General features: G+C 65.1%; 19 protein-coding genes. 4 read left to right on the forward strand and 15 right to left on the reverse strand.

Annotated elements, in window-relative coordinates; translation table 11 throughout:
- Positions 1-1,098, reverse strand: a 1,098-nt coding sequence (locus tag JHD73_RS19870; protein WP_368735550.1) for a phospholipase A, incomplete at its 3' end; no start/stop codon positions are given.
- Positions 1,099-1,407: 309 nt separating this feature from the next.
- Between JHD73_RS19870 and dnaK the strand changes: the two genes are divergently transcribed.
- From dnaK to JHD73_RS19885, 3 genes are all read left to right on the forward strand, one after another.
- Complete coding sequence (gene dnaK, locus JHD73_RS19875) at positions 1,408-3,366, forward strand: molecular chaperone DnaK (RefSeq protein ID WP_199031952.1); 1,959 nt, start codon at positions 1,408-1,410, stop codon at positions 3,364-3,366.
- 134 nt (positions 3,367-3,500) lie between these two features.
- Complete coding sequence (gene dnaJ, locus JHD73_RS19880) at positions 3,501-4,649, forward strand: molecular chaperone DnaJ (protein WP_199031953.1); 1,149 nt, start codon at positions 3,501-3,503, stop codon at positions 4,647-4,649.
- A gap of 35 nt (positions 4,650-4,684) precedes the next feature.
- On the forward strand, positions 4,685-6,574 hold the full coding sequence (locus JHD73_RS19885) for a bifunctional chorismate-binding protein/class IV aminotransferase (protein WP_199031954.1): 1,890 nt from the start codon (positions 4,685-4,687) through the stop codon (positions 6,572-6,574).
- On the opposite strand, the gene JHD73_RS19890 is transcribed toward JHD73_RS19885, so the two are convergent.
- The 9 genes from JHD73_RS19890 to JHD73_RS19930 are packed head-to-tail and all read right to left on the reverse strand — an operon-like array spanning position 6,518 to position 14,140.
- On the reverse strand, positions 6,518-7,216 hold the full coding sequence (locus JHD73_RS19890) for an ATP-binding cassette domain-containing protein (RefSeq protein WP_199031955.1): 699 nt from the start codon (positions 7,214-7,216) through the stop codon (positions 6,518-6,520). The genes JHD73_RS19885 and JHD73_RS19890 overlap by 57 nt on opposite strands.
- Positions 7,213-7,920, reverse strand: coding sequence for an ABC transporter permease (locus tag JHD73_RS19895; protein ID WP_199031956.1), 708 nt, complete (start codon positions 7,918-7,920; stop codon positions 7,213-7,215). Before JHD73_RS19895 ends, JHD73_RS19890 begins: the two co-directional genes overlap by 4 nt.
- An 11-nt stretch (positions 7,921-7,931) precedes the next feature.
- A complete protein-coding gene (gene panB / locus JHD73_RS19900; RefSeq protein WP_199031957.1) occupies positions 7,932-8,750 on the reverse strand; it encodes a 3-methyl-2-oxobutanoate hydroxymethyltransferase in 819 nt (272 codons plus the stop codon).
- A 56-nt stretch (positions 8,751-8,806) separates the two neighbouring features.
- Entirely contained in the window at positions 8,807-9,451 is a 645-nt protein-coding gene (locus JHD73_RS19905; protein ID WP_199031958.1) for a deoxynucleoside kinase, read from the reverse strand.
- Positions 9,452-9,478: 27 nt separating this feature from the next.
- Positions 9,479-9,994 carry a 2-amino-4-hydroxy-6-hydroxymethyldihydropteridine diphosphokinase gene (gene folK, locus JHD73_RS19910; protein ID WP_048935021.1) on the reverse strand — a complete coding sequence of 172 codons (516 nt, stop codon included), beginning with the start codon at positions 9,992-9,994 and terminating at the stop codon, positions 9,479-9,481.
- A complete protein-coding gene (gene pcnB / locus JHD73_RS19915) occupies positions 9,991-11,583 on the reverse strand; it encodes a polynucleotide adenylyltransferase PcnB (protein ID WP_199031959.1) in 1,593 nt (530 codons plus the stop codon). The genes folK and pcnB overlap by 4 nt, the downstream gene beginning before the upstream one ends.
- Positions 11,584-11,595: 12 nt before the next feature.
- A complete protein-coding gene (locus tag JHD73_RS19920) occupies positions 11,596-12,270 on the reverse strand; it encodes an HAD family phosphatase (RefSeq protein WP_199031960.1) in 675 nt (224 codons plus the stop codon).
- A gap of 52 nt (positions 12,271-12,322) precedes the next feature.
- Positions 12,323-13,024, reverse strand: coding sequence for a DnaA regulatory inactivator Hda (gene hda, locus JHD73_RS19925; RefSeq protein WP_199031961.1), 702 nt, complete (start codon positions 13,022-13,024; stop codon positions 12,323-12,325).
- 45 nt (positions 13,025-13,069) lie between these two features.
- Complete coding sequence (locus JHD73_RS19930) at positions 13,070-14,140, reverse strand: AI-2E family transporter (protein WP_199031962.1); 1,071 nt, start codon at positions 14,138-14,140, stop codon at positions 13,070-13,072.
- A 164-nt stretch (positions 14,141-14,304) separates the two neighbouring features.
- On the opposite strand from JHD73_RS19930, the gene purM reads away from it, so the two are divergent.
- Positions 14,305-15,354: a phosphoribosylformylglycinamidine cyclo-ligase gene (purM, locus tag JHD73_RS19935; RefSeq protein WP_199031963.1), complete on the forward strand. Its 1,050-nt coding sequence runs from the start codon at positions 14,305-14,307 to the stop codon at positions 15,352-15,354.
- Positions 15,355-15,435: 81 nt separating this feature from the next.
- On the opposite strand, the gene JHD73_RS19940 is transcribed toward purM, so the two are convergent.
- The 5 genes from JHD73_RS19940 to JHD73_RS19960 form a co-directional block, all read right to left on the reverse strand.
- Positions 15,436-15,873, reverse strand: a complete 438-nt coding sequence (locus JHD73_RS19940; RefSeq protein ID WP_199031964.1) for a hypothetical protein — start codon at positions 15,871-15,873, stop codon at positions 15,436-15,438.
- Positions 15,874-15,911: 38 nt separating this feature from the next.
- A complete protein-coding gene (locus tag JHD73_RS19945; protein ID WP_199031965.1) occupies positions 15,912-16,175 on the reverse strand; it encodes an Ada metal-binding domain-containing protein in 264 nt (87 codons plus the stop codon).
- Positions 16,172-17,251 carry a bifunctional DNA-binding transcriptional regulator/O6-methylguanine-DNA methyltransferase Ada gene (gene ada / locus JHD73_RS19950; RefSeq protein WP_199031966.1) on the reverse strand — a complete coding sequence of 360 codons (1,080 nt, stop codon included), beginning with the start codon at positions 17,249-17,251 and terminating at the stop codon, positions 16,172-16,174. Before ada ends, JHD73_RS19945 begins: the two co-directional genes overlap by 4 nt.
- 95 nt (positions 17,252-17,346) lie before the next feature.
- Positions 17,347-17,985, reverse strand: a complete 639-nt coding sequence (locus JHD73_RS19955; RefSeq protein ID WP_199031967.1) for a DNA-3-methyladenine glycosylase — start codon at positions 17,983-17,985, stop codon at positions 17,347-17,349.
- Between the two features lie 16 nt (positions 17,986-18,001).
- On the reverse strand, positions 18,002-18,416 hold a 415-nt coding region (locus JHD73_RS19960; RefSeq protein ID WP_199031968.1), incomplete at its 5' end, for an alpha-ketoglutarate-dependent dioxygenase AlkB.

Genomic DNA, 18,416 nt, shown 5'->3' on the forward strand with positions numbered 1-18,416 from the left:
GCCGTAGCCTTTGCGCATGCCCTTGCGCAGCGTGGCGGCCAATTCCCAGCCATTGGGCGCACCATACGACACACGGAAATCTCCAAAACCGCGGTAGTTCGCGATGTCGGTGTTGCCGCTGCGCGTGAGGTAGGCGTACAGCTTGGGCTCGAATTTCCAGTGATAGTCGGTCAGATCACCAAAGTGGAAGGTCGGGCGCACGAACACAGTGTTGATGGCACGTGAGGCGTCCCCGTCGCGGCCGTTCGACTCATGCTCAATGCCGCCCGCGAATGAGAGGCGCGAGAGTGCGCCGCCCTGGATGCCAGTATCAGGCCGGTAGTAGAACAGGCTCGGCCGATAGTTCGTGTCGCGGAACGGCGCGGATTCCTTGCCCAGATCCCACAGCGAAAACTGCGTGTAGCCGAAGTACAGGTTGTCCAGCAGCGCTGTCGATGCCGGGTTCTCCGGCTGGAAAATGCGAAATTTGAAGCTCAACTGGAACTTCATGTTCAGGCCCTCGTGCGCCCCTAGCGCCGCGAACATGGGCTCGTGGAAGGTCAGTCGAGCGGTTTCCTCCGGCGGGCGGGGCGCTTCGCCGGTACCGGCCACTGCCACCGTGGCAGGTGGCGTGGCGTTGGCGCCGACGGTCGCTGCGCTCGGGTTCGTGCCCAATGCGCCGCCCGGGCGGGTGGCGTCTGCAGCGGCGTTGCGGGCGGCGCCGGCCGGCGCCCCTTCAGCGGCGATCTGTGGGGCGTCAGCGCCACGCACCAGGGTGACCAGCACGGGCGCGGCGTCCAGCTCCGGTACGTCGATGCGCACGGCGCCGCGTAGCGCCTCGGGCAGCGTGCCACTGTAGGTGATGGTGCGAACCTGACCCGGGCGCAAGTGCAGCGTCTCCGCGCCTGCGCTATGTCGATTCAACGTCACCTCAACTGAGCCCTGCAGATCGGCGGTGGCCGTCACGCGCAACCTAGCGGGCACGACATAGCTACGTTGGGCCGCATCGCCCGAGATGACGAGTGTGAGCGTGAAAGGCTGGGTGGCGTCGACGCGGCGCGCGGGCTGGAGCAGGGCGACGGCGGCATCGGCTGGGGGTGAAGCGCAGGCGGCAAGCACGGCTGCGCCCAGAACGGATCGGAATGGGGGCAAACGCATCGGGGACGAGTGGCCGGGTGAGATACCCGGCGAGTGGCAATGTGCGCAAGGGTACCATCGCGACCTTTTCGGCCCGGTTGGCCACCCTTCAGACCTCGCAAACGCTTGGTTTCTGCCCGGGAGGGCATGCTTTCGGGTGCTTTCCCGAGAAAAACCGGCCAAAATGCTCAACTTTTCAAAAATCGGCCTTGAAAAGCCGGGCGGCACTCCCACATCCGATCCAAGTTTGTATTCAGTGCAGTCCTGACACCAAATTCGAGGAGTAAGACCATGGGCAAAATCATCGGTATCGACCTGGGTACCACCAACAGTTGCGTCTCCATCATGGAGGGCAACACCCCCAAGGTGATCGAGAACGCCGAAGGCGCTCGCACTACCCCGTCGATCATCGCCTACATGGAAGATGGCGAGATCCTGGTCGGCGCCCCGGCCAAGCGCCAGGCCGTGACCAACCCGAAGAACACGCTGTACGCCGTCAAGCGCCTGATCGGCCGCAAGTTTGAAGAGAAGGAAGTCCAGAAGGACATCGGCCTGATGCCGTATTCCATCGTCAAGGCAGACAACGGCGACGCCTGGGTGGAAGTGCGCGGCCAGAAGCTGGCCCCGCCGCAAATCTCGGCTGAAACCCTGCGCAAGATGAAGAAAACCGCCGAGGACTACCTGGGCGAGGAAGTGACCGAAGCCGTGATCACGGTGCCGGCGTACTTCAACGATTCGCAGCGCCAAGCCACCAAGGACGCTGGCCGCATCGCCGGCCTGGACGTCAAGCGCATCATCAACGAGCCGACTGCGGCTGCGCTGGCATTCGGCCTGGACAAGAACGAGAAGGGCGACCGCAAGATCGCTGTGTATGACCTGGGCGGCGGCACGTTCGACATCTCGATCATCGAGATTGCCGATGTGGACGGCGAGAAGCAGTTCGAAGTGCTGTCGACCAACGGCGATACGTTCCTGGGCGGCGAAGACTTCGACCAGCGCATCATCGATTACATCATCGGCGAGTTCAAGAAAGAGCAGGGCGTTGACCTGTCGAAGGACGTGCTCGCGCTGCAACGCCTGAAGGAAGCGGCGGAAAAGGCCAAGATCGAGCTCTCCAGCACGCAACAGACCGAGATCAACCTGCCGTACATCACGGCGGACGCCTCGGGCCCGAAGCACTTGAACCTGAAGATCACGCGCGCCAAGCTCGAAGCGCTGGTCGAAGACCTGATCGCCCGTACGATCGATCCGTGCCGCACCGCCATCAAGGATGCCGGCGTGAAGGTGTCGGACATCCATGACGTGATCCTGGTCGGCGGCATGACCCGTATGCCGAAGGTGCAGGAGAAGGTGAAGGAATTCTTCGGCAAGGAAGCCCGCAAGGACGTGAACCCGGACGAGGCCGTTGCCGTGGGCGCCGCCATCCAGGGTCAGGTGCTGGGCGGTGACCGTACCGACGTGCTGCTGCTGGACGTGACGCCGCTGTCGCTGGGCATCGAAACGCTGGGTGGCGTGATGACCAAGATGATCGGCAAGAACACGACCATCCCGACCAAGTTCTCGCAGACTTTCTCGACCGCCGACGACAATCAGCCGGCCGTGACGATCAAGGTCTACCAGGGCGAGCGCGAGATGGCCTCCGGCAACAAGATGCTGGGCGAATTCAACCTCGAAGGCATTCCGCCGGCACCGCGCGGCACGCCGCAGATTGAAGTGTCGTTCGACATCGACGCCAACGGCATTCTGCATGTGGGCGCCAAGGACAAGGCGACCGGCAAGGAAAACAAGATCACGATCAAGGCAAGCTCCGGCCTGTCGGAAGCCGAGATCGAGCGCATGGTGAAGGACGCCGAGGCCAACGCCGAGGAAGACAAGAAGCTGCGCGAACTGGTCGACTCCCGTAACCAGGGCGAAGCACTGGTGCACTCGACCAAGAAGGCACTGGGCGAGTACGGCGACAAGCTGGAAGCTGGCGAGAAGGACAAGATCGAAGCCGCGATCAAGGAACTTGAAGAAGCCCTGAAGGGCACCGACAAGGCCGCGATCGACGCCAAGACCGAAGCGCTGGCCACTGCCTCGCAGAAGCTGGGCGAGAAGGTCTACGCCGACATGCAGGCCAAGGGCGAGGCCGGTGGTGCTGAACAAGCCGCCGGTGCCCAGGCAGGCGCAGGTGCTCACGCTGGGCAAGGCGCACCGCACGACGATAACGTCGTCGACGCCGAGTTCAAGGAAGTGAACGACAAGAAGTAAGCCCCAAGTCCGCCACGGCGGACGTGAGGGACCGCCGGGCAGTGGCCATCGGGTTGTGCAGAGCGCACCTGATGCCACGCTCGGCTTTTTTGCTATTCGACACGCAGTAAAAACAGGCGACGAGTTCAGCCACTATGGCAAAACGTGATTACTACGAAGTGCTCGGGGTGGGCAAAAACGCGAGCGACGACGAGATCAAGAAGGCCTATCGCAAGCTCGCGATGAAGTACCACCCGGACCGCAATCCGGACAGCAAGGAAGCGGAAGAGAAGTTCAAGGAGGCCAAAGAGGCCTACGAGATGCTCTCCGACGCTGAGAAAAAGGCCGCGTACGACCAGTACGGCCACGCCGGTGTCGACCCCAACATGGCGGGTGGATTCGGCGCGGGCGGCGCCGGCTTTGGTGGCGGCTTTGCCGAGGCCTTCGGCGACATCTTTGGCGACATCTTTGGCCAAGCACAGGGCCAGGGTGGCCGTCGCGGCGGTGGCCCGCAGATGTACCGCGGCGCAGACCTGCGCTACAGCATGGAGATCACGCTGGAGCAGGCCGCGCACGGCTACGACACGCAGATCCGCGTGCCCCACTGGGACGAGTGCGACCACTGTCACGGCAAGGGCGCCGAGCCCGGCTCCAGCGTCGAGACCTGCCCGACCTGCCATGGCGCTGGCCAGGTGCGTGTGTCGCAGGGCTTCTTCACGATGCAGCAGACCTGCCCGAAGTGCCACGGCAGCGGCAAGTACATCCCCAAGCCGTGTACCAAGTGCCACGGCCAGGGCAAGCTGAAGAGCCAGAAGACGCTGGAAGTGAAGATTCCGGCCGGCATTGACGAGGGCATGCGCATCCGCTCCTCGGGCAACGGCGAGCCGGGCATCAACGGCGGCCCGCCAGGGGACCTGTATGTGGAGATCCACATCAAGCCGCACCCGGTGTTCGAGCGCGACGGTGATGACCTGCATTGCCAGATGCCGATCTCGTTTGCAACGGCGGCCATCGGTGGCGACATCGAGGTGCCGACGCTGGGCGGCCGCGTGGCGTTTCCGGTGCCTGAAGGTACGCAGGCCGGCAAGACGTTCCGCCTGCGCGGCAAGGGCATCAAGGGCGTGCGTTCGGGCTACGCGGGCGATCTCTATGTGCACATCAACATTGAGACACCGGTCAAGCTGACGGAGCATCAGAAGGATCTGCTCAAGCAGTTCGACAAGTCCGTGCACGAAGGCGGCTCGCGGCACAGCCCGCAAGAGCAAACGTGGATGGACAAAGTGAAGAACTTCTTCTCGTCGTAAGCACAGCGTTACCGCAGTAACCGGGGGACATCGTCATGCAGTTGCCGCAAGCCGGCGCGCCGTTCGCGCTGCTGGACGATGCCACCTCGGGCGGCGTGCCGTGTTCGCGCTGGTACACCGATTACGCCGGTGAGTTCTTCCGGCCGGCCGGCGTACTCGATGGTCTGGACGACGATCTTCGTGCTGCATGGCGCGAGGGGTTGCATGCGCTGATCATTGCGCCGTACGAGTTTGGCGGGCCGTTGGTCGGCTTGCCCACTTCCATCGAGGTTTCCTCTGCATTGCCTGGCCATGACGGCCGTCTGCGCGTGCTGCTGTTCCGCTCGCTGCAGGTGCTGTCGCCGGCCGAGGTTGACGCGCTGTTCGACGCGTGGCCCGAAGTGACGGGCGCGGCCGGTCTGTTCGACTGTGCCGCCAGTGTTGATCATGCCGCCTACACCCACGCCATTGACCGCATCCACGACTGGATCGCGGCGGGCGACACCTACGAAGTCAATTACACCTACCGCCTGCGCATGACGGCGTTTGGCGCGCCGGGGGCGTTGTATCGCCGCCTGCGTGCACGCCAACCGGTGCCGTACGGCGCGTTCATTGGGCTGCCGGAGGGTGGGGCGATCCTGTCGTGCTCGCCGGAACTGTTCTTCTCGCACCATGCGGGCCAGCTCGTCGCACGGCCGATGAAGGGCACGGCACCCGCCACCGGCGACGCCGAAGTTGACGCGACCCGCGCCATCGCGTTGGCTGCTGATGAGAAGAACCGTGCCGAAAACCTGATGATCGTCGACCTGTTGCGCAACGACCTGGGGCGCCTCGCGCGCCCCGGCTCGGTGCGCGTGCCGGCGCTGTTCGAGGTGACGCCGTTCGGCAGCGTGCTGCAGATGACGTCCACCGTGGAGGCGGAGATTCCGCCCGCAACCGGCCTCGCCGATTGTCTTCGCGCGCTGTTTCCGTGCGGCTCGATTACCGGTGCACCCAAACGGCGGACCATGGAAATCATCGATGCACTGGAGCCTGAGCCGCGCGGTCTTTATACCGGCGCCATTGGCTGGGTCGATGCGCCTGCCGACGATCGTGCGATGGGCGATGCGTGCTTCTCGGTGGCGATCCGCACGCTGGTGCTGAGTGCGCCCGGCAGCGATGGCCTGCGAAAAGGCGAACTCGGTATCGGCTCAGGCATCGTGCACGACAGCGTAGCTGACGAGGAATATGCGGAATGCCAGTTGAAGGCGCGCTTTGTCACGGCCCTGGATCCGGCGTTGTCGCTGTTCGAGACCATGCGCGCTACGCGCGAAGGTGTGCCGCTGCTGGATCGGCATCTCGGTCGATTGGCTCACTCGGCAAATGCATTTGGTTTTCCGCTCGATCGAACCGCGCTGTCAGACGATGTTGCGCGTGTGTGCGCGTCACTGGAAAGCGAGGGCCTTTACCGCGTGCGCCTGTCGCTTGCGCCGGACGGTGCTGCCACCGTTACGGCGGCACCGCTGCCGCCTCTGCCCGCAACCTGGGATGCGCCGGCGCGCTTGCTGGTCGCTGCGCAATCGCGCGAGGTCACGCACAGCCTGCCGATGCACAAGACCACCTTGCGCGCAGGCTACGACGCCGCCTGGCAGGCGGCTGAACGCGAAGGCGCGTTCGATGCCGTGTTCTTCAACGCGGACGGCACATTGGCCGAAGGCGGGCGCAGTACCGTACTGGTCAAGCTGGATGGCGCGTGGTGGACGCCGCCGCTGTCGTCGGGTGTCTTGCCGGGCGTGATGCGTGCCGTGCTGCTGGAAGACGCAACACCTTGGTTGGGTGCGCCGTTGCGGGAGCGCGCGTTGACGCGCGCCGACGTTGCCCGTGCCGAGGCCATTGCTGTATGCAACGCCCTACGTGGCGTGGTGCCCGCGTATTTCGAGCCGCCCCTGACCGTCGACGTTCTCTAGTTTCCAGCGCGCCACGCCGGGCAGGTTGATGAGCTCGCGGTCGTGGCACACCATCAGCAGCGCGCGGCCTTCTGCGGCCAACTCGCCCACCAGCGCAATGACCTGTTCGCGTGCGGTGCCATCCAGGTTCGACGTCGGTTCATCGAGCAGCAGCACATCGGTGCGCAGTGCGTGAGCGCGGGCCAGCGCCAGGCGCTGCGTCTCGCCGCCGGACAGGCGCTCGGGCGGCACATCCACCACGTGCTGCAGCCCGGCCCAACGGATGGCTTCGTCGATGCGCCCTGCCAGTTCCGCGCGCGGCACGCGGTGTGCTCCAGTGGTTAGCCCATAGCCGAGGTTGGCCCGAACGGATGTGCGGAACAGGTACGGATGCTGGTGCACATACGTGAGCCGCGTGCGCAGATCGGTTGGGTAGGGCGACAGCGGTTGTGGTCCACGGCCCAGGTCGACCGTCGCGCCAGCAGCCGGTGCGAGCCCCGCCAGCATGCGTAGCAGCGTTGTCTTGCCGACGCCATTGGCGCCGGTAATGACAATCGCGTTGCCTGCCGAGAGTGCCAGACGCGGGATATCGAACAGCATGCGCGTGCCGTGCTGGCAGCGCAGGCGCTCGAACACCATCATCGGTTGCGAGGGCGCGCTCATGCTGGGTCCCGCCGATAATTGCCGGCGCCCTGCAGCCACGCCAGCACAAGGTTGACGAGCAGCGCCAGCGCGATCAGCACGATACCCAACGCAATGCCTTGCGCGAACTCACCCTTGCTGGTTTCCAGCGCAATCGCCGTGGTCATGGTGCGCGTGACACCCTCGATATTGCCGCCCACCATCAGTGCGGAGCCGACCTCTGCGATGACCCGACCGAAGCCTGCCACCACGGCCGCCATCAGGCCGAAGCGGAGTTCACGAAACACCGTCAGCAGCAGGTGCACGCGTCCTGCGCCGAGCACATGCGCTGTCTCCGCCAGGCGTGGATCAGCGCGTTCAAGCGTTGTCAGCGCAAACGCGACAATGACCGGCAGCCCCAGCACCGCTTGACCGAGGATCATCCCGCCCTGCGTGAATAGCAACCCGAAACCCCCGAGCGGCCCTTGGCGCGAGAGCAGCAGATACAGCAGCAGACCGATCAGCACGGTCGGAAACGACAGCGAGGCCTGCGCCAGCACCACCAGTGCGCGACGCCCGGCAAAGCGGTGCATGGCGATGGCGTAAGCGATGAGAAGACCGGGCGGAGCCGCCAGTAACAGCCCGGCAATCGCCACCTTCAACGATACCCAGACGATCGTCCACAACGCTGCATCGCCGCTGGCGAGCAGGGCGAACGCGTCGACGGTAGCCGACCAGATTTCCATCCGCGGGTCGCTTAGGCGAACGTGTGTTCCGGGCCGGGGAACGTGCCATCCTTGACGGCGGCCACGTAGGCCGCGACCGCGCCGTCGATGGTGGTCTGCCCGTCCATGAAGTTGCGCACGAATTTGGGGCGGTGGCCGGGGAACACGCCCAGCATGTCGTGCATGACGAGCACCTGGCCCGAGCACTCCAGCCCCGCGCCGATACCGATGGTCGGGACATTCAGCAGGCGAGTCACCTCGCCGGCCAGCGCGGCGGGCACGGCTTCCATGAGGACGATCTGCGCGCCCGCATCCTGTGCGGCCAGTGCATCGGCCTTGAGCTGCGCCGCAGCCTCGTCGCCACGGCCCTGCACCTTGAAGCCGCCAAAGGCATGCACCGATTGCGGCGTCAGGCCGATGTGCGCGCATACCGGAATGCTGCGCTCGATCAGGAACTTGATGGTGGGTGCGAGCCACACGCCGCCCTCGAGCTTGACCATTTGCGCACCGGCCTGCATCACACGCACGGCGCTGTGGAAGGCTTGTTCGGGCGTGCCGTAGGTGCCGAAGGGCAGGTCCGACATCAGCAGTGCCTTGTCGATGCCGCGCGACACGCATTCGGTGTGATAGACGATGTGGTCCAGCGTGACCGGCAGCGTGGTCTTTTGACCTTGCACCACGTTGCCGAGCGAATCACCGACGAGCAGTACATCGGCGCCGTTGCGGTCCATCAGGGCGGCGAAGCTGGCGTCGTAGGCCGTCAGCATGGCGATGCGTTCGCCCGCGGCGCGCATGGCCTGCAGTGAAGTCACCGTGACGGCCTTGCGGTTCGATTCCTGGAGATAGCTCATGGACTGGTGCTCAATGGGACATCGCGCGAGCCCGCGCAGACCATGCGGCGCGTCGGCTAGCGCGTTGCCAGCTTGATGAATTCCTTGGGACCGCGCATCGCGTCGATGCGGGCAAGCAAGGTGCGGAAATCGTCGTCGTTGCCTGCGGGGTCGAAGGCAGCGGTATCGACGATCAGCGTCGGTGCGGCATCGTAATACAGAAACAGCTCGCCGTACGCGGCGCAGATGCGTTCAAGGTAGTCGGCATCGATGCCCGTTTCGTAAGGAACGGCACGCTTGGCAATACGCGGCAGCAGGTCTTCGGCACGGGCCTGCAGGCAGATCACCAGATCGATGCGTTGCTGGGGCAGCGCCAGCGCTTTCGCCATCGCGTCGTACAGCGCGAGTTCGTCAGCCGGCAGCGTGAGCTGAGCGAAGAGGCGGTCGCGTGGCAGAAAGCTGTCTGCCACGATGCGCTCGCCGGCGAGTGTGGCCTTGTGCCATGCGGCGAGCCGCTCGGCGCGTTGCAGCAGGAAGCGCAGCTGCACCGGCAGCGCATAGCGCGCGGGTTCAGCGTAGAAGCGGGCGAGGAAGGGGTTTTCAGCCGGCGCCTCGAACAGCGTGGCCGCACGCAGGTGATCGGCCAGGCGCTGAGCCAGCGTGGTTTTGCCCACGCCAATGGGCCCTTCAACAACGATACGGCGCAGATGATCAAGTGCCATCAACAGGCGGTAATACGAAATGCAGAGTTAGGCGGCAGGCTGCTTGGCGCGCATGCATTGGCACATCGTAGTTTTCTCGATGCGCTGGTCGGCCACGCCAGGCAGCAGGTCGGCCACGGCGCCGATGCCCGGGATGACGAGATCAGGCGCCAGTTCATGCAGCGGCAGCAGTGTGAAGGCGCGCTGGCCCACACGCGGGTGCGGTACGGTCAGCTCGGGCGAGGTGAGGACGTGGTCACCGTAGAGCAGCAGGTCCAGGTCCAGCGTGCGCGGTGCGTTGCGGAACGGGCGCTCGCGGCCGAACTGGTCTTCGATGTGGTGACAGATGCGGAGCAGTTGGCCCGCCGTGAAATGCGTATCGAGGCGCACCACCGCGTTGATGTAATCGTCGCCGCTGGCATCGACGGGCGCGCTGCGGTACAGGCTGGATTTGCCGGTGATGGTGATACCGACCTGCTGCGCAAGGCAGACCACGGCGTCTTTCACAGCCTGGCGAGCGTCGCCCAGGTTGGCGCCGATGCCGATGTACGCCACTGTCTTCACGTTCCCTCCGAGCCTTCCGGACTGACGTGACCGACTGTATCCGATTTTGGCGGACCGCGTCGGCGGCGACGGCGCTTGGCCGGGCCCGTGGAGCCGCCGCTTGTCGCGCCCGTGTTGCCCGCTCCCGCTTTGTTCGGCGCCTGCTTGGCCTGGGCCAACAGGGCTTCGCGGGTCTCGCTGTCGCCATTCTGGAAGTCGGTCCACCAATCGGCGAGTTCCTGCGGCAGTTCGCCCGAGGCGCAGCGCAGGACGAGGAAGTCATACCCAGCGCGGAAGCGCGGCGATTCCAACAAGCGATACGGCATGCGGCCCGAGCGCTTTTCAAAGCGCGGCTGCATGCTCCAGATTTCTTTCATGTCAGCCGTGAAGCGGCGCTGGATGGCGAGTTGCTCGGTCTGGCGGTCGAGCACTTCGTCCATGGCGGTATGCAGCGCGGGGATCAACGGCTCACCGGCGGCGCGACGGCGGTTCCAGTGCTCGACCACGTGGTGCCACAGCAGCGAGGCAAACAGGAAGCCCGGTGAGACCGGCTTGCCGGCCTTCACGCGTTCATCTGTGTTGTCGAGCGCGAGCTGTACGAAGCGCTGGCCCATCGGTTGCTCCAGTGCCACGTCCAGCAGCGGCAGCAGGCCGCGGTGCAGGCCCGCCTTGCGCAGCTCCTGCAGCGATGCCCAGGCATGGCCTGACATCAGCAGCTTGAGCATCTCGTCGAACAGGCGGGCGGCCGGCACGTTGTGGATCAGCGGGCCAAGCTCGGCGATCGGCGCGCGCGTGTCGGGGTCGATGTCGAAGCCGGTCTTGGCCGCAAAGCGCACCACGCGCAGCATGCGCACGGGGTCTTCGCGGTAGCGGGTGAGCGGGTCGCCGATCATGCGCAGCGTGCGTTCGCGCATGTCTTCCATGCCGTGATGGTAGTCATGCACGGTTTCGTCGGCGGGGTTGTAGTACATCGCGTTGACGGTGAAGTCGCGGCGGGTGGCGTCTTCGGCCTGGGTGCCCCAGACGTTGTCACGCAGTACGCGGCCGCTGGCATCGACGGCGTGCGTGTGGTGGTCCAGATCGGTGCGCTTGACGCGCTTGCCGGCGGGCACCTGCTCACTTTCCACGGCGTCAACCAGCGCGCGGAAGGTTGAGACTTCAATGATTTCCTGATCGCGCCCGCCGTAGAACGTTACGTGCACGATCTGGAAGCGCCGGCCGATGATGCGCGAGCGGCGGAACAGCGCCTGTACCTGGTCGGGCGTGGCGTTGGTCGCAACGTCAAAATCCTTCGGCTTGATGCCCAGCAGCAGGTCGCGCACCGCGCCGCCCACGATGAAGGCGTCATAGCCCGCTTCCTGCAGCGTGGAGGTGACCTTGACCGCGTTGCGCGAGAGCAGCTTCAGGTCGATGCCGTGCTCTTCCACGTTCCACACGCGTGCCTGGCGCGGTACACCACCAGTGGATTTACCGCGCGCCTTGGTCGCTTTGGGCGCCCTGGGGGCGCGGGCTTTCCTGGCGGGAGGCGTTCCTGGCTCGGTGGCCGGGTTGCTCGATGCGGGTTCTGCAGCGGTCTTGCCCAGCAGGCGATTGATGAGTTTCTTGATCACGCCGCGCTCAGCTTAGAAAAGATCCATGATGCGCCAATTGCGCGAAGCTGCGAGGTTGCGCAGCGTGTCGTCCGGATTGGTGGCGACGGGGTCTGTCACTTCTTCCAGCAGCGGCACGTCGTTGGCCGAATCGCTGTAGAACGTGCTGTGCTCGAAATCTTTCCAGCCGCGGCCCATGTCGGCCAGCCAGTCATGCACGCGTACGACCTTGCCTTCACGGAAGCTTGGCGTGCCGGCCACGTCGCCGGTGAAGGCGCTGTCAGGAGCGCCGTCGGTGGTGGCGGGTTCGGTGGCGATCAGGTGTTCGATACCGAACGCCTGGGCGATCGGGCGGGTGACGAAGCTGTTGGTGGCGGTGACCACACAGCAGAGGTCACCGGCATCCAGATGCTTGTAGACCAGCGCCTGCGCCTGCGGGGTGATCTTCGGGCGGATCACGTCGTGCATGAATTCCGCATGCCACTGAGCCAGCGTGTCGCGCGAATGCGCGGCCAGCGGTGCCAGGGCAAAGCGCAGGAAGGCTTGGATATCCAGCGTGCCGGCTTTGTAGTCGGCATAGAACTGGTCGTTCTTGCGCTGGTATTCGGCTTCATCCACCACGCCGCGGCGGATGAGGAAACGCCCCCACTCGTGGTCGCTGTCGGTGGGGATGAGGGTGTGATCGAGGTCAAAGAGGGCCAGATTCATGGGCGGCGATTTTACCCGAAGGTTACGTTACCAGCCGCGCAGGCCCCACGATTCACTTCATTAACGCGAGCATGTCGCGCACAAGCGGCAGCGTGACGGCGCGCTTGCGGGCGAGCGAATAGGTGTCGAGGGCGTCCAGCAGGGCCATCAGGCTCGGCATGTCGCGGTAGGAGTGCGTCACAAGCCACTGTGGAACGTCGGCGGACAGCTGCATGCCACGCTCTCGAGCAGCGTGGCGCAGGGCTTCAACCTTGTCGGCATCGGACAACGGGCGCAGCCAGTAGACCAGGCCCCAACCCAGGCGAGTGCGCAAGTCTTCACGCAACGGCATCGACATGGGAGCAGCTGCCCCGGCGATGGCGATGGCGGCATGGGGGTGCGCGCGCACTTCATTGACGAGATTGAACACGGCAATCTGCGCCCATTCGTCCAGGTGCTCGGCGTCGTCGATAGTCCAGACAGTGACGTCCGGGTCAAAGTCATAGGCTTCGGCCGGCGCGTCCGGCTCAAGCGTGCGGACTTCGTAGCCGCCGGCCTCGGCCTGGGCACAGATGGCCTGCAACAGGTGGCTGCGGCCGCTGCCTTCTTCACCCCACAGGTAGACGAGGCGGTCGGTGGCGGTGCCGTCCACCACTTGCGGAACCAGGGCGCGCAGGCGCAGCAACGCCTCTTCGTTGCCAGCGGCGACGAAGTTGTCGAAGGTCGGAGCGGGGGGCGCGCCGAGTTCGAGCGGTAGCTGTTCTGGTTGGGCCATGAGGCGTGAAACAAGCGGTAAGGCAGTGGGTGAGTCGCAGTTGGCTTATTCGCGGTAGAGCCTGCTGTCCAGGTAGAGCAGCCGGATCTGCCGCAAACCGACCAGTAGCACAGCACTGATCGGCAGGGCCAGCAGGATACCGAAAAATCCGAACAATTGGCCAAAAGCCAGCAAGGCGAGGATGACGGCCAGCGGGTGCAGGCCAATGCGCTCGCCGACCAGGCGCGGCGTCAGATAGAAGCCTTCGAGCACCTGACCGATGCCGTAAACCACAGCCACTGCCAGCAAACCGTACAGGTTGCCGAACTGCAACAGCGCAGCAAGGACGGCCAACGTCAGGCCAATGCCAAAGCCGATGTAGGGGATGAACACCGCCAGGCCCGTGAAGATGCCGACCGGCAGCGCCACGTCAAAGCCGGCCAGCGCCAGGCTCGACGAGTAGTACACCGCCAGCACCAGCATTACGATGATCTGCCCGCGCAGGTATTGAGAGAGCAGGCCGTCGGTCTCGCTGGCCAGTTCGCGTGTTTTGGCGAGCCACCGGCGCGGTACGGCCGTTTCGATCCGGCGCATCAGCATGTTCCAGTCCATCAGCAGGTAGAACATCACGATCGGCACGAGGAAGGCCGTTGCCAGCACTTGCAGCGCTGCCGAGCCCGACACGCGCAGGGTGTTCAGCGCCGTGGACATCACGTCTTCCGGGCCGGAGGCGAGCTGCTCGGTCAACAGCTTGCGCAGGCCGGGAAAGTCGAGGCGCACCTGCACGCCCATCTCGGCCAGCTTGGGCGAGACCGCCGCATTGAGCTTGGCCAGCATGCCGGGCAACTGCTCGCGGATGGCGGGAATCTCCTTTTGCAGCACGGCCAGCACCAGCAGCGTGAGCGCCACGCCAATCACCGTCAGCAACAGGATCATCAGGAATACGCCCAGCGCCCGCGGCACCCGGTGGCGCTGCAGCCATTCCACGCCCGGGTGCAGGATGTACGACAGGATGAACGCGAACAGGAACGGCGTGAGCGTCGGTGCCAGCAGCTTGAGCAGCGCAAAAAAGACGATCGCCACAGCAATCCAGGCGAGCGTGCGCTTGGTCTCCTGCGACAGCAACGGGGCGTTCATGGGCGGCGACGGTTCTTGAAGTGGGTGGGCGGAGCCGAAAAGCGGCCATCGGGAGGGCCGCATCCGGTAAAATCGCGATTTTACTGGACCGGCGGGTCCGATTTTTGTGACTTCCCGCCGCCGTCTTGCCTTCCTTACCGGTTTTTTCCTATTCAGACGTCAGTATGAGCGCTTCCGAAACCCCATCCGCAGGCCTGTCTTACCGTGACGCAGGCGTCGACATTGAGGCGGGTGACGCCCTGGTGGACCGCATCAAGCCGTTTGCCAAGCGCACCATGCGCGAAGGCGTGCTGGGCGGCATCGGCGGCTTCGGCGCGCTGTTCGAGCTGTCCAAGAAGTACCAGGAGCCGGTGCTGGTGTCCGGCACCGACGGCGTGGGCACCAAGCTCAAGCTGGCCTTTGCACTGAACCGCCACGACACGGTCGGCCAGGATCTGGTTGCCATGAGCGTGAACGACATCCTGGTGCAGGGCGCCGAGCCGCTGTTCTTCCTCGACTACTTCGCCTGCGGCAAGCTCGACGTCGACACCGCCGCCACCGTGGTCCAGGGCATCGCCCAGGGCTGCGAACTGGCTGGCTGCGCGCTGATTGGCGGCGAAACCGCCGAAATGCCGAGCATGTATCCGGACGGCGAATACGACTTGGCCGGCTTTGCCGTTGGCGCGGTCGAAAAGCGCAAGATCATCGACGGCACCACCATTGCCGAGGGCGATGTGGTGCTGGGCCTGGCCTCGTCGGGTGCACATTCGAACGGCTACTCGCTGGTGCGCAAGATCATTGAAGTGTCGCGCCCGGACCTGAACGCCGACTTCCACGGCCAGCGCCTGCAGGACGCCATCATGGCGCCGACGCGCATCTACGTGAAGCCGCTGCTGTCGCTGATCGAAAAGCTGAACGTCAAGGGCATGGCCCATATCACCGGTGGTGGTCTGACCGAAAACGTGCCGCGCGTGCTGCAAGACAACCTCACCGCTGTGCTGCACAAGGATGCCTGGACGCTGCCGCCGCTGTTCCAGTGGCTGCAGAAGGCTGGCAACGTGGCCGACGACGAGATGCACCGCGTGTTCAACTGCGGCATCGGCATGGTCGTGATCGTGTCGGCTGCCGATGCACCGGCGGCCATCGCCCACCTGAAGGACGCGGGCGAGACGGTCTACCAGATCGGCGAAATCCGTGCCCGCCAGGCTGGCGAAGCGCAGACGATTGTGGTCTGATGGTCTGACGCGAAGTTCGCGCCCAACAAAAAACCGCCGATAACCTCGGCGGTTTTTTTATGCGTGGCGCTGGCGAGCGGCTTACTTCAGCGGCACGTAATCGCCGTTTGCCGGGTCGTCTTTCTGCAGCGCGCCGGTGTTCTTGTCGATCAGCAGCGTGACCACGTGCGGCGCGGTGTTCGGATCGCCGCCGCAAGCCGGCGTGTGGTTTTCCAGCACTTCGACGTTGTAGTGCGTGTCGTCTTCCAGCCCGGCCATGAACGACAGGCATTCGGGCGAGAGGCTTGTCAGCTTGTACTTCTCGATGGCGGCGCGGGCGATGTTTGCGGCCTTGGCTTGCTCGGCTTCACTGAGCTCGGGGGTGCTGGCGGCGGACGCTGCAGGTGCGCTCGCGGGTGCTGCGACGGGAGCAGAGGCCGGGGCGGGTGCCTGCGCCGCGGACTTCTGTGCGTCGTCGGAACGGCCGCAGCCCACCAGCGCAACGGCGGCGAGCACGGCAAGAAACAGGGGTTTGATCATGGCGCGCGGGGCGTGGGTTCGAAGATAAGACCGCGACTTTACCCGGAATGCATTGATCTTTTCCACGCTGCGTATGCCTGTGGCATGCAGACCGCGCAGGGGCGATATCCGGCAGCACGCGCGTCGGCTTCGTTCAGGAAGAACACACGATGCCGGACATAGCCGCCCCGCGCGATAGCCTGGCGGGCCGCACGGCAATCGAGCCGGCCGTAGATGCGCGCGCGCCGATGCCCGCCTAGCGTACCGGGCACGGTGCTCTCATAGGGCTGGCCGCCTGCGCCCAGCAGCGTCCAGGTGTTCACGCCACGGGCAGGGCTTCGGCATGCGCTTCGCGCTCCAGCAGCGCACGCTTGCGCTCCACGCCCCAGCGATAGCCGGAAGTATTGCCGTCTCGGCGGATCACGCGATGGCACGGAATGGCCACGGCGATATGGTTGGCCGCGCATGCCTGCGCCACCGCGCGCACCGCTTTGGGCGAGCCGATGCGCTCGGCAATCTCCGTGTAGCTGGTCTTGCTGCCGGGCGGTACTTCGCGCAACGCCTGCCACACGCGCTCCTGAAAGGCTGTGCCGCGCACATCCAAGGGCAGATCCAGACCAAGCGAGGGCACTTCGATCAGGCCTACCACCTTGGCGACCAAATCCTCAAAGCCGGCGTCGCCGCCAATCAACTCGGCTTTCGGAAATGTGTCCTGCAGATCGCGCACGAGAGCGTCCGGGTCGTCGCCCATCAGGATCGCGCAGATGCCGCGGTCGCTCTGTGCTACCAGGATTGAGCCGAGCGAGCATTCGCCCACGGCAAAACGGATCGTCGTCTGTGGTCCGCCCGCGCGGTAACGGCTGGCGGTCATGCCGAGCACGTGGTCGGAGGCCTCGTAGAAGCGGCTGCTGGCGTTGAAGCCGGCGTCATAGATGGCTTCGGTGACGGAGCTGCCACGCCCGAGCTGCGCGCGCAGCTTGCGTGCCCGGTGGGCATCGGCATAGGCCTTGGGTGTCAGGCCGGTCACGCTCTTGAACAGCCGATGGAAGTGATACGTGCTCAGCCCGGCGTCCTGGGCGAGCACGTCGAGCGAGGGCGGTGTGTCCGATGCTTCGATGCGGCGGCAGGCGGCCGCGACCAATGCGCTCTGCTGCGCGCGTGCGGTAGTCTGGTCAGGGCTGGCGCGGCGGCTCGGGCGGTAGCCGGCGGCCTCGGCGTCAGCGGCGGTGTCGAAAAACTCCACGTTCTCCGGGCGCGGCAGGCGCGATGGGCTGCTGGGCTGGCAGTACACACCGGTCGTCTTCACGGCATAGACGAACTGGCCGTCGGCGGAGGCATCGCGCGCGAGCACACGGGCCCAGCGCGGGTCGTCTTCGACGGAGAGCGGCAGGTTGGTCATGGCGTCAGGTTCCAGAAATCAATGCTTGTACTGTAGGCGCGTGCCCCGGCAGGAACACTCCGCGTCTTGCGGTCAAATTCGGCGCCGCGAGTGGGTCACTTTGTTGGCGTCCGCCAGAGGTACCACGCGGCAATTGTGCGGTAGGGGCTCCACGCACCGCCGATGTCTGCCATCTGTTTGCGGGTGGGGGCGGTTTCAAGGCGCTTGAGGCGCCGGTAGCCTTCGCGCACGCCGAAGTCGTCGGCGGGCAGGATGTCGGAGCGTTCCAACGTATAGATCAGCAGCATCTCGACCGTCCAGCGGCCGACACCGCGCAGGGTGACAAGCCGCTCGATGAGCGCGTCGTCCGACATGGCGAGTGCCGTATCGCGCGTGGGTACTAAACCGTCGAGTGTGGCTTGTGCAATGCCGCGAATCGTCGCCAGTTTGGTGGCCGAAAAACCGCAGCTGCGCTGTGTTGCCGCATCGGTGGCCAGCAGTTGCGTCGGGGAGGGAAAGCCCACGCCAGGGTAGAGCGCCAGGAATCGGCCAAGGATGGCGTCGCCCGCCTTGGCGTGCAGTTGCTGATAGGCGATGGCACGCACGAGTGCCTCGTAAGGTTCGCGTGCAGGTTTGGCGGCGTGGCGACACGGGCCAATTGCTGCGACATGGCGCGCCCAGTCGTCGTCCAGCGACGAAAGGAAATCTGCAGCACGCGTGTAAGCATCGTCAGACAGATCGGCGGCGATGGTCATGTGGTGGCCAATGCGGTCAGCCCGCTTTGCGGAAGGTGAGGTTGATGCGTTGCGTGCCCAGCAGCGGATGCGCATGCTCCTTGAGCGGGGCCACGCCGTGATAGCGCAGGCGGTCCGACCCGCCCCACACAACGACGTCACCATGAAAGAGCGGTACGCGCTGCGTCTTGTCTGCGCGCTTGTGGCCGCCCCACAGGAACATCGCCGGCATGCCGAGCGACACCGAGACGATGGGCGCGCCGTAGTCCTGCTCATCGCGATCCTGATGGAGTGACAGCCGTGAGCCGGGCACGTAGCGGTTGATGAGACAGGCGTCAGGCGTGAAGCTGGGGAAGCCCGCTTCAGCGGCAGCACGGTGTGCGAGGCGCACCAACACATCGGGCAAGGGTGGCCATGGCTGGCTGGTCAACGGATCGTGCGTGGTGTAGCGA

Source organism: Ralstonia sp. ASV6, assembly GCF_016429285.1.
In the GTDB taxonomy this organism is placed as follows: domain Bacteria; phylum Pseudomonadota; class Gammaproteobacteria; order Burkholderiales; family Burkholderiaceae; genus Ralstonia; species Ralstonia flaminis.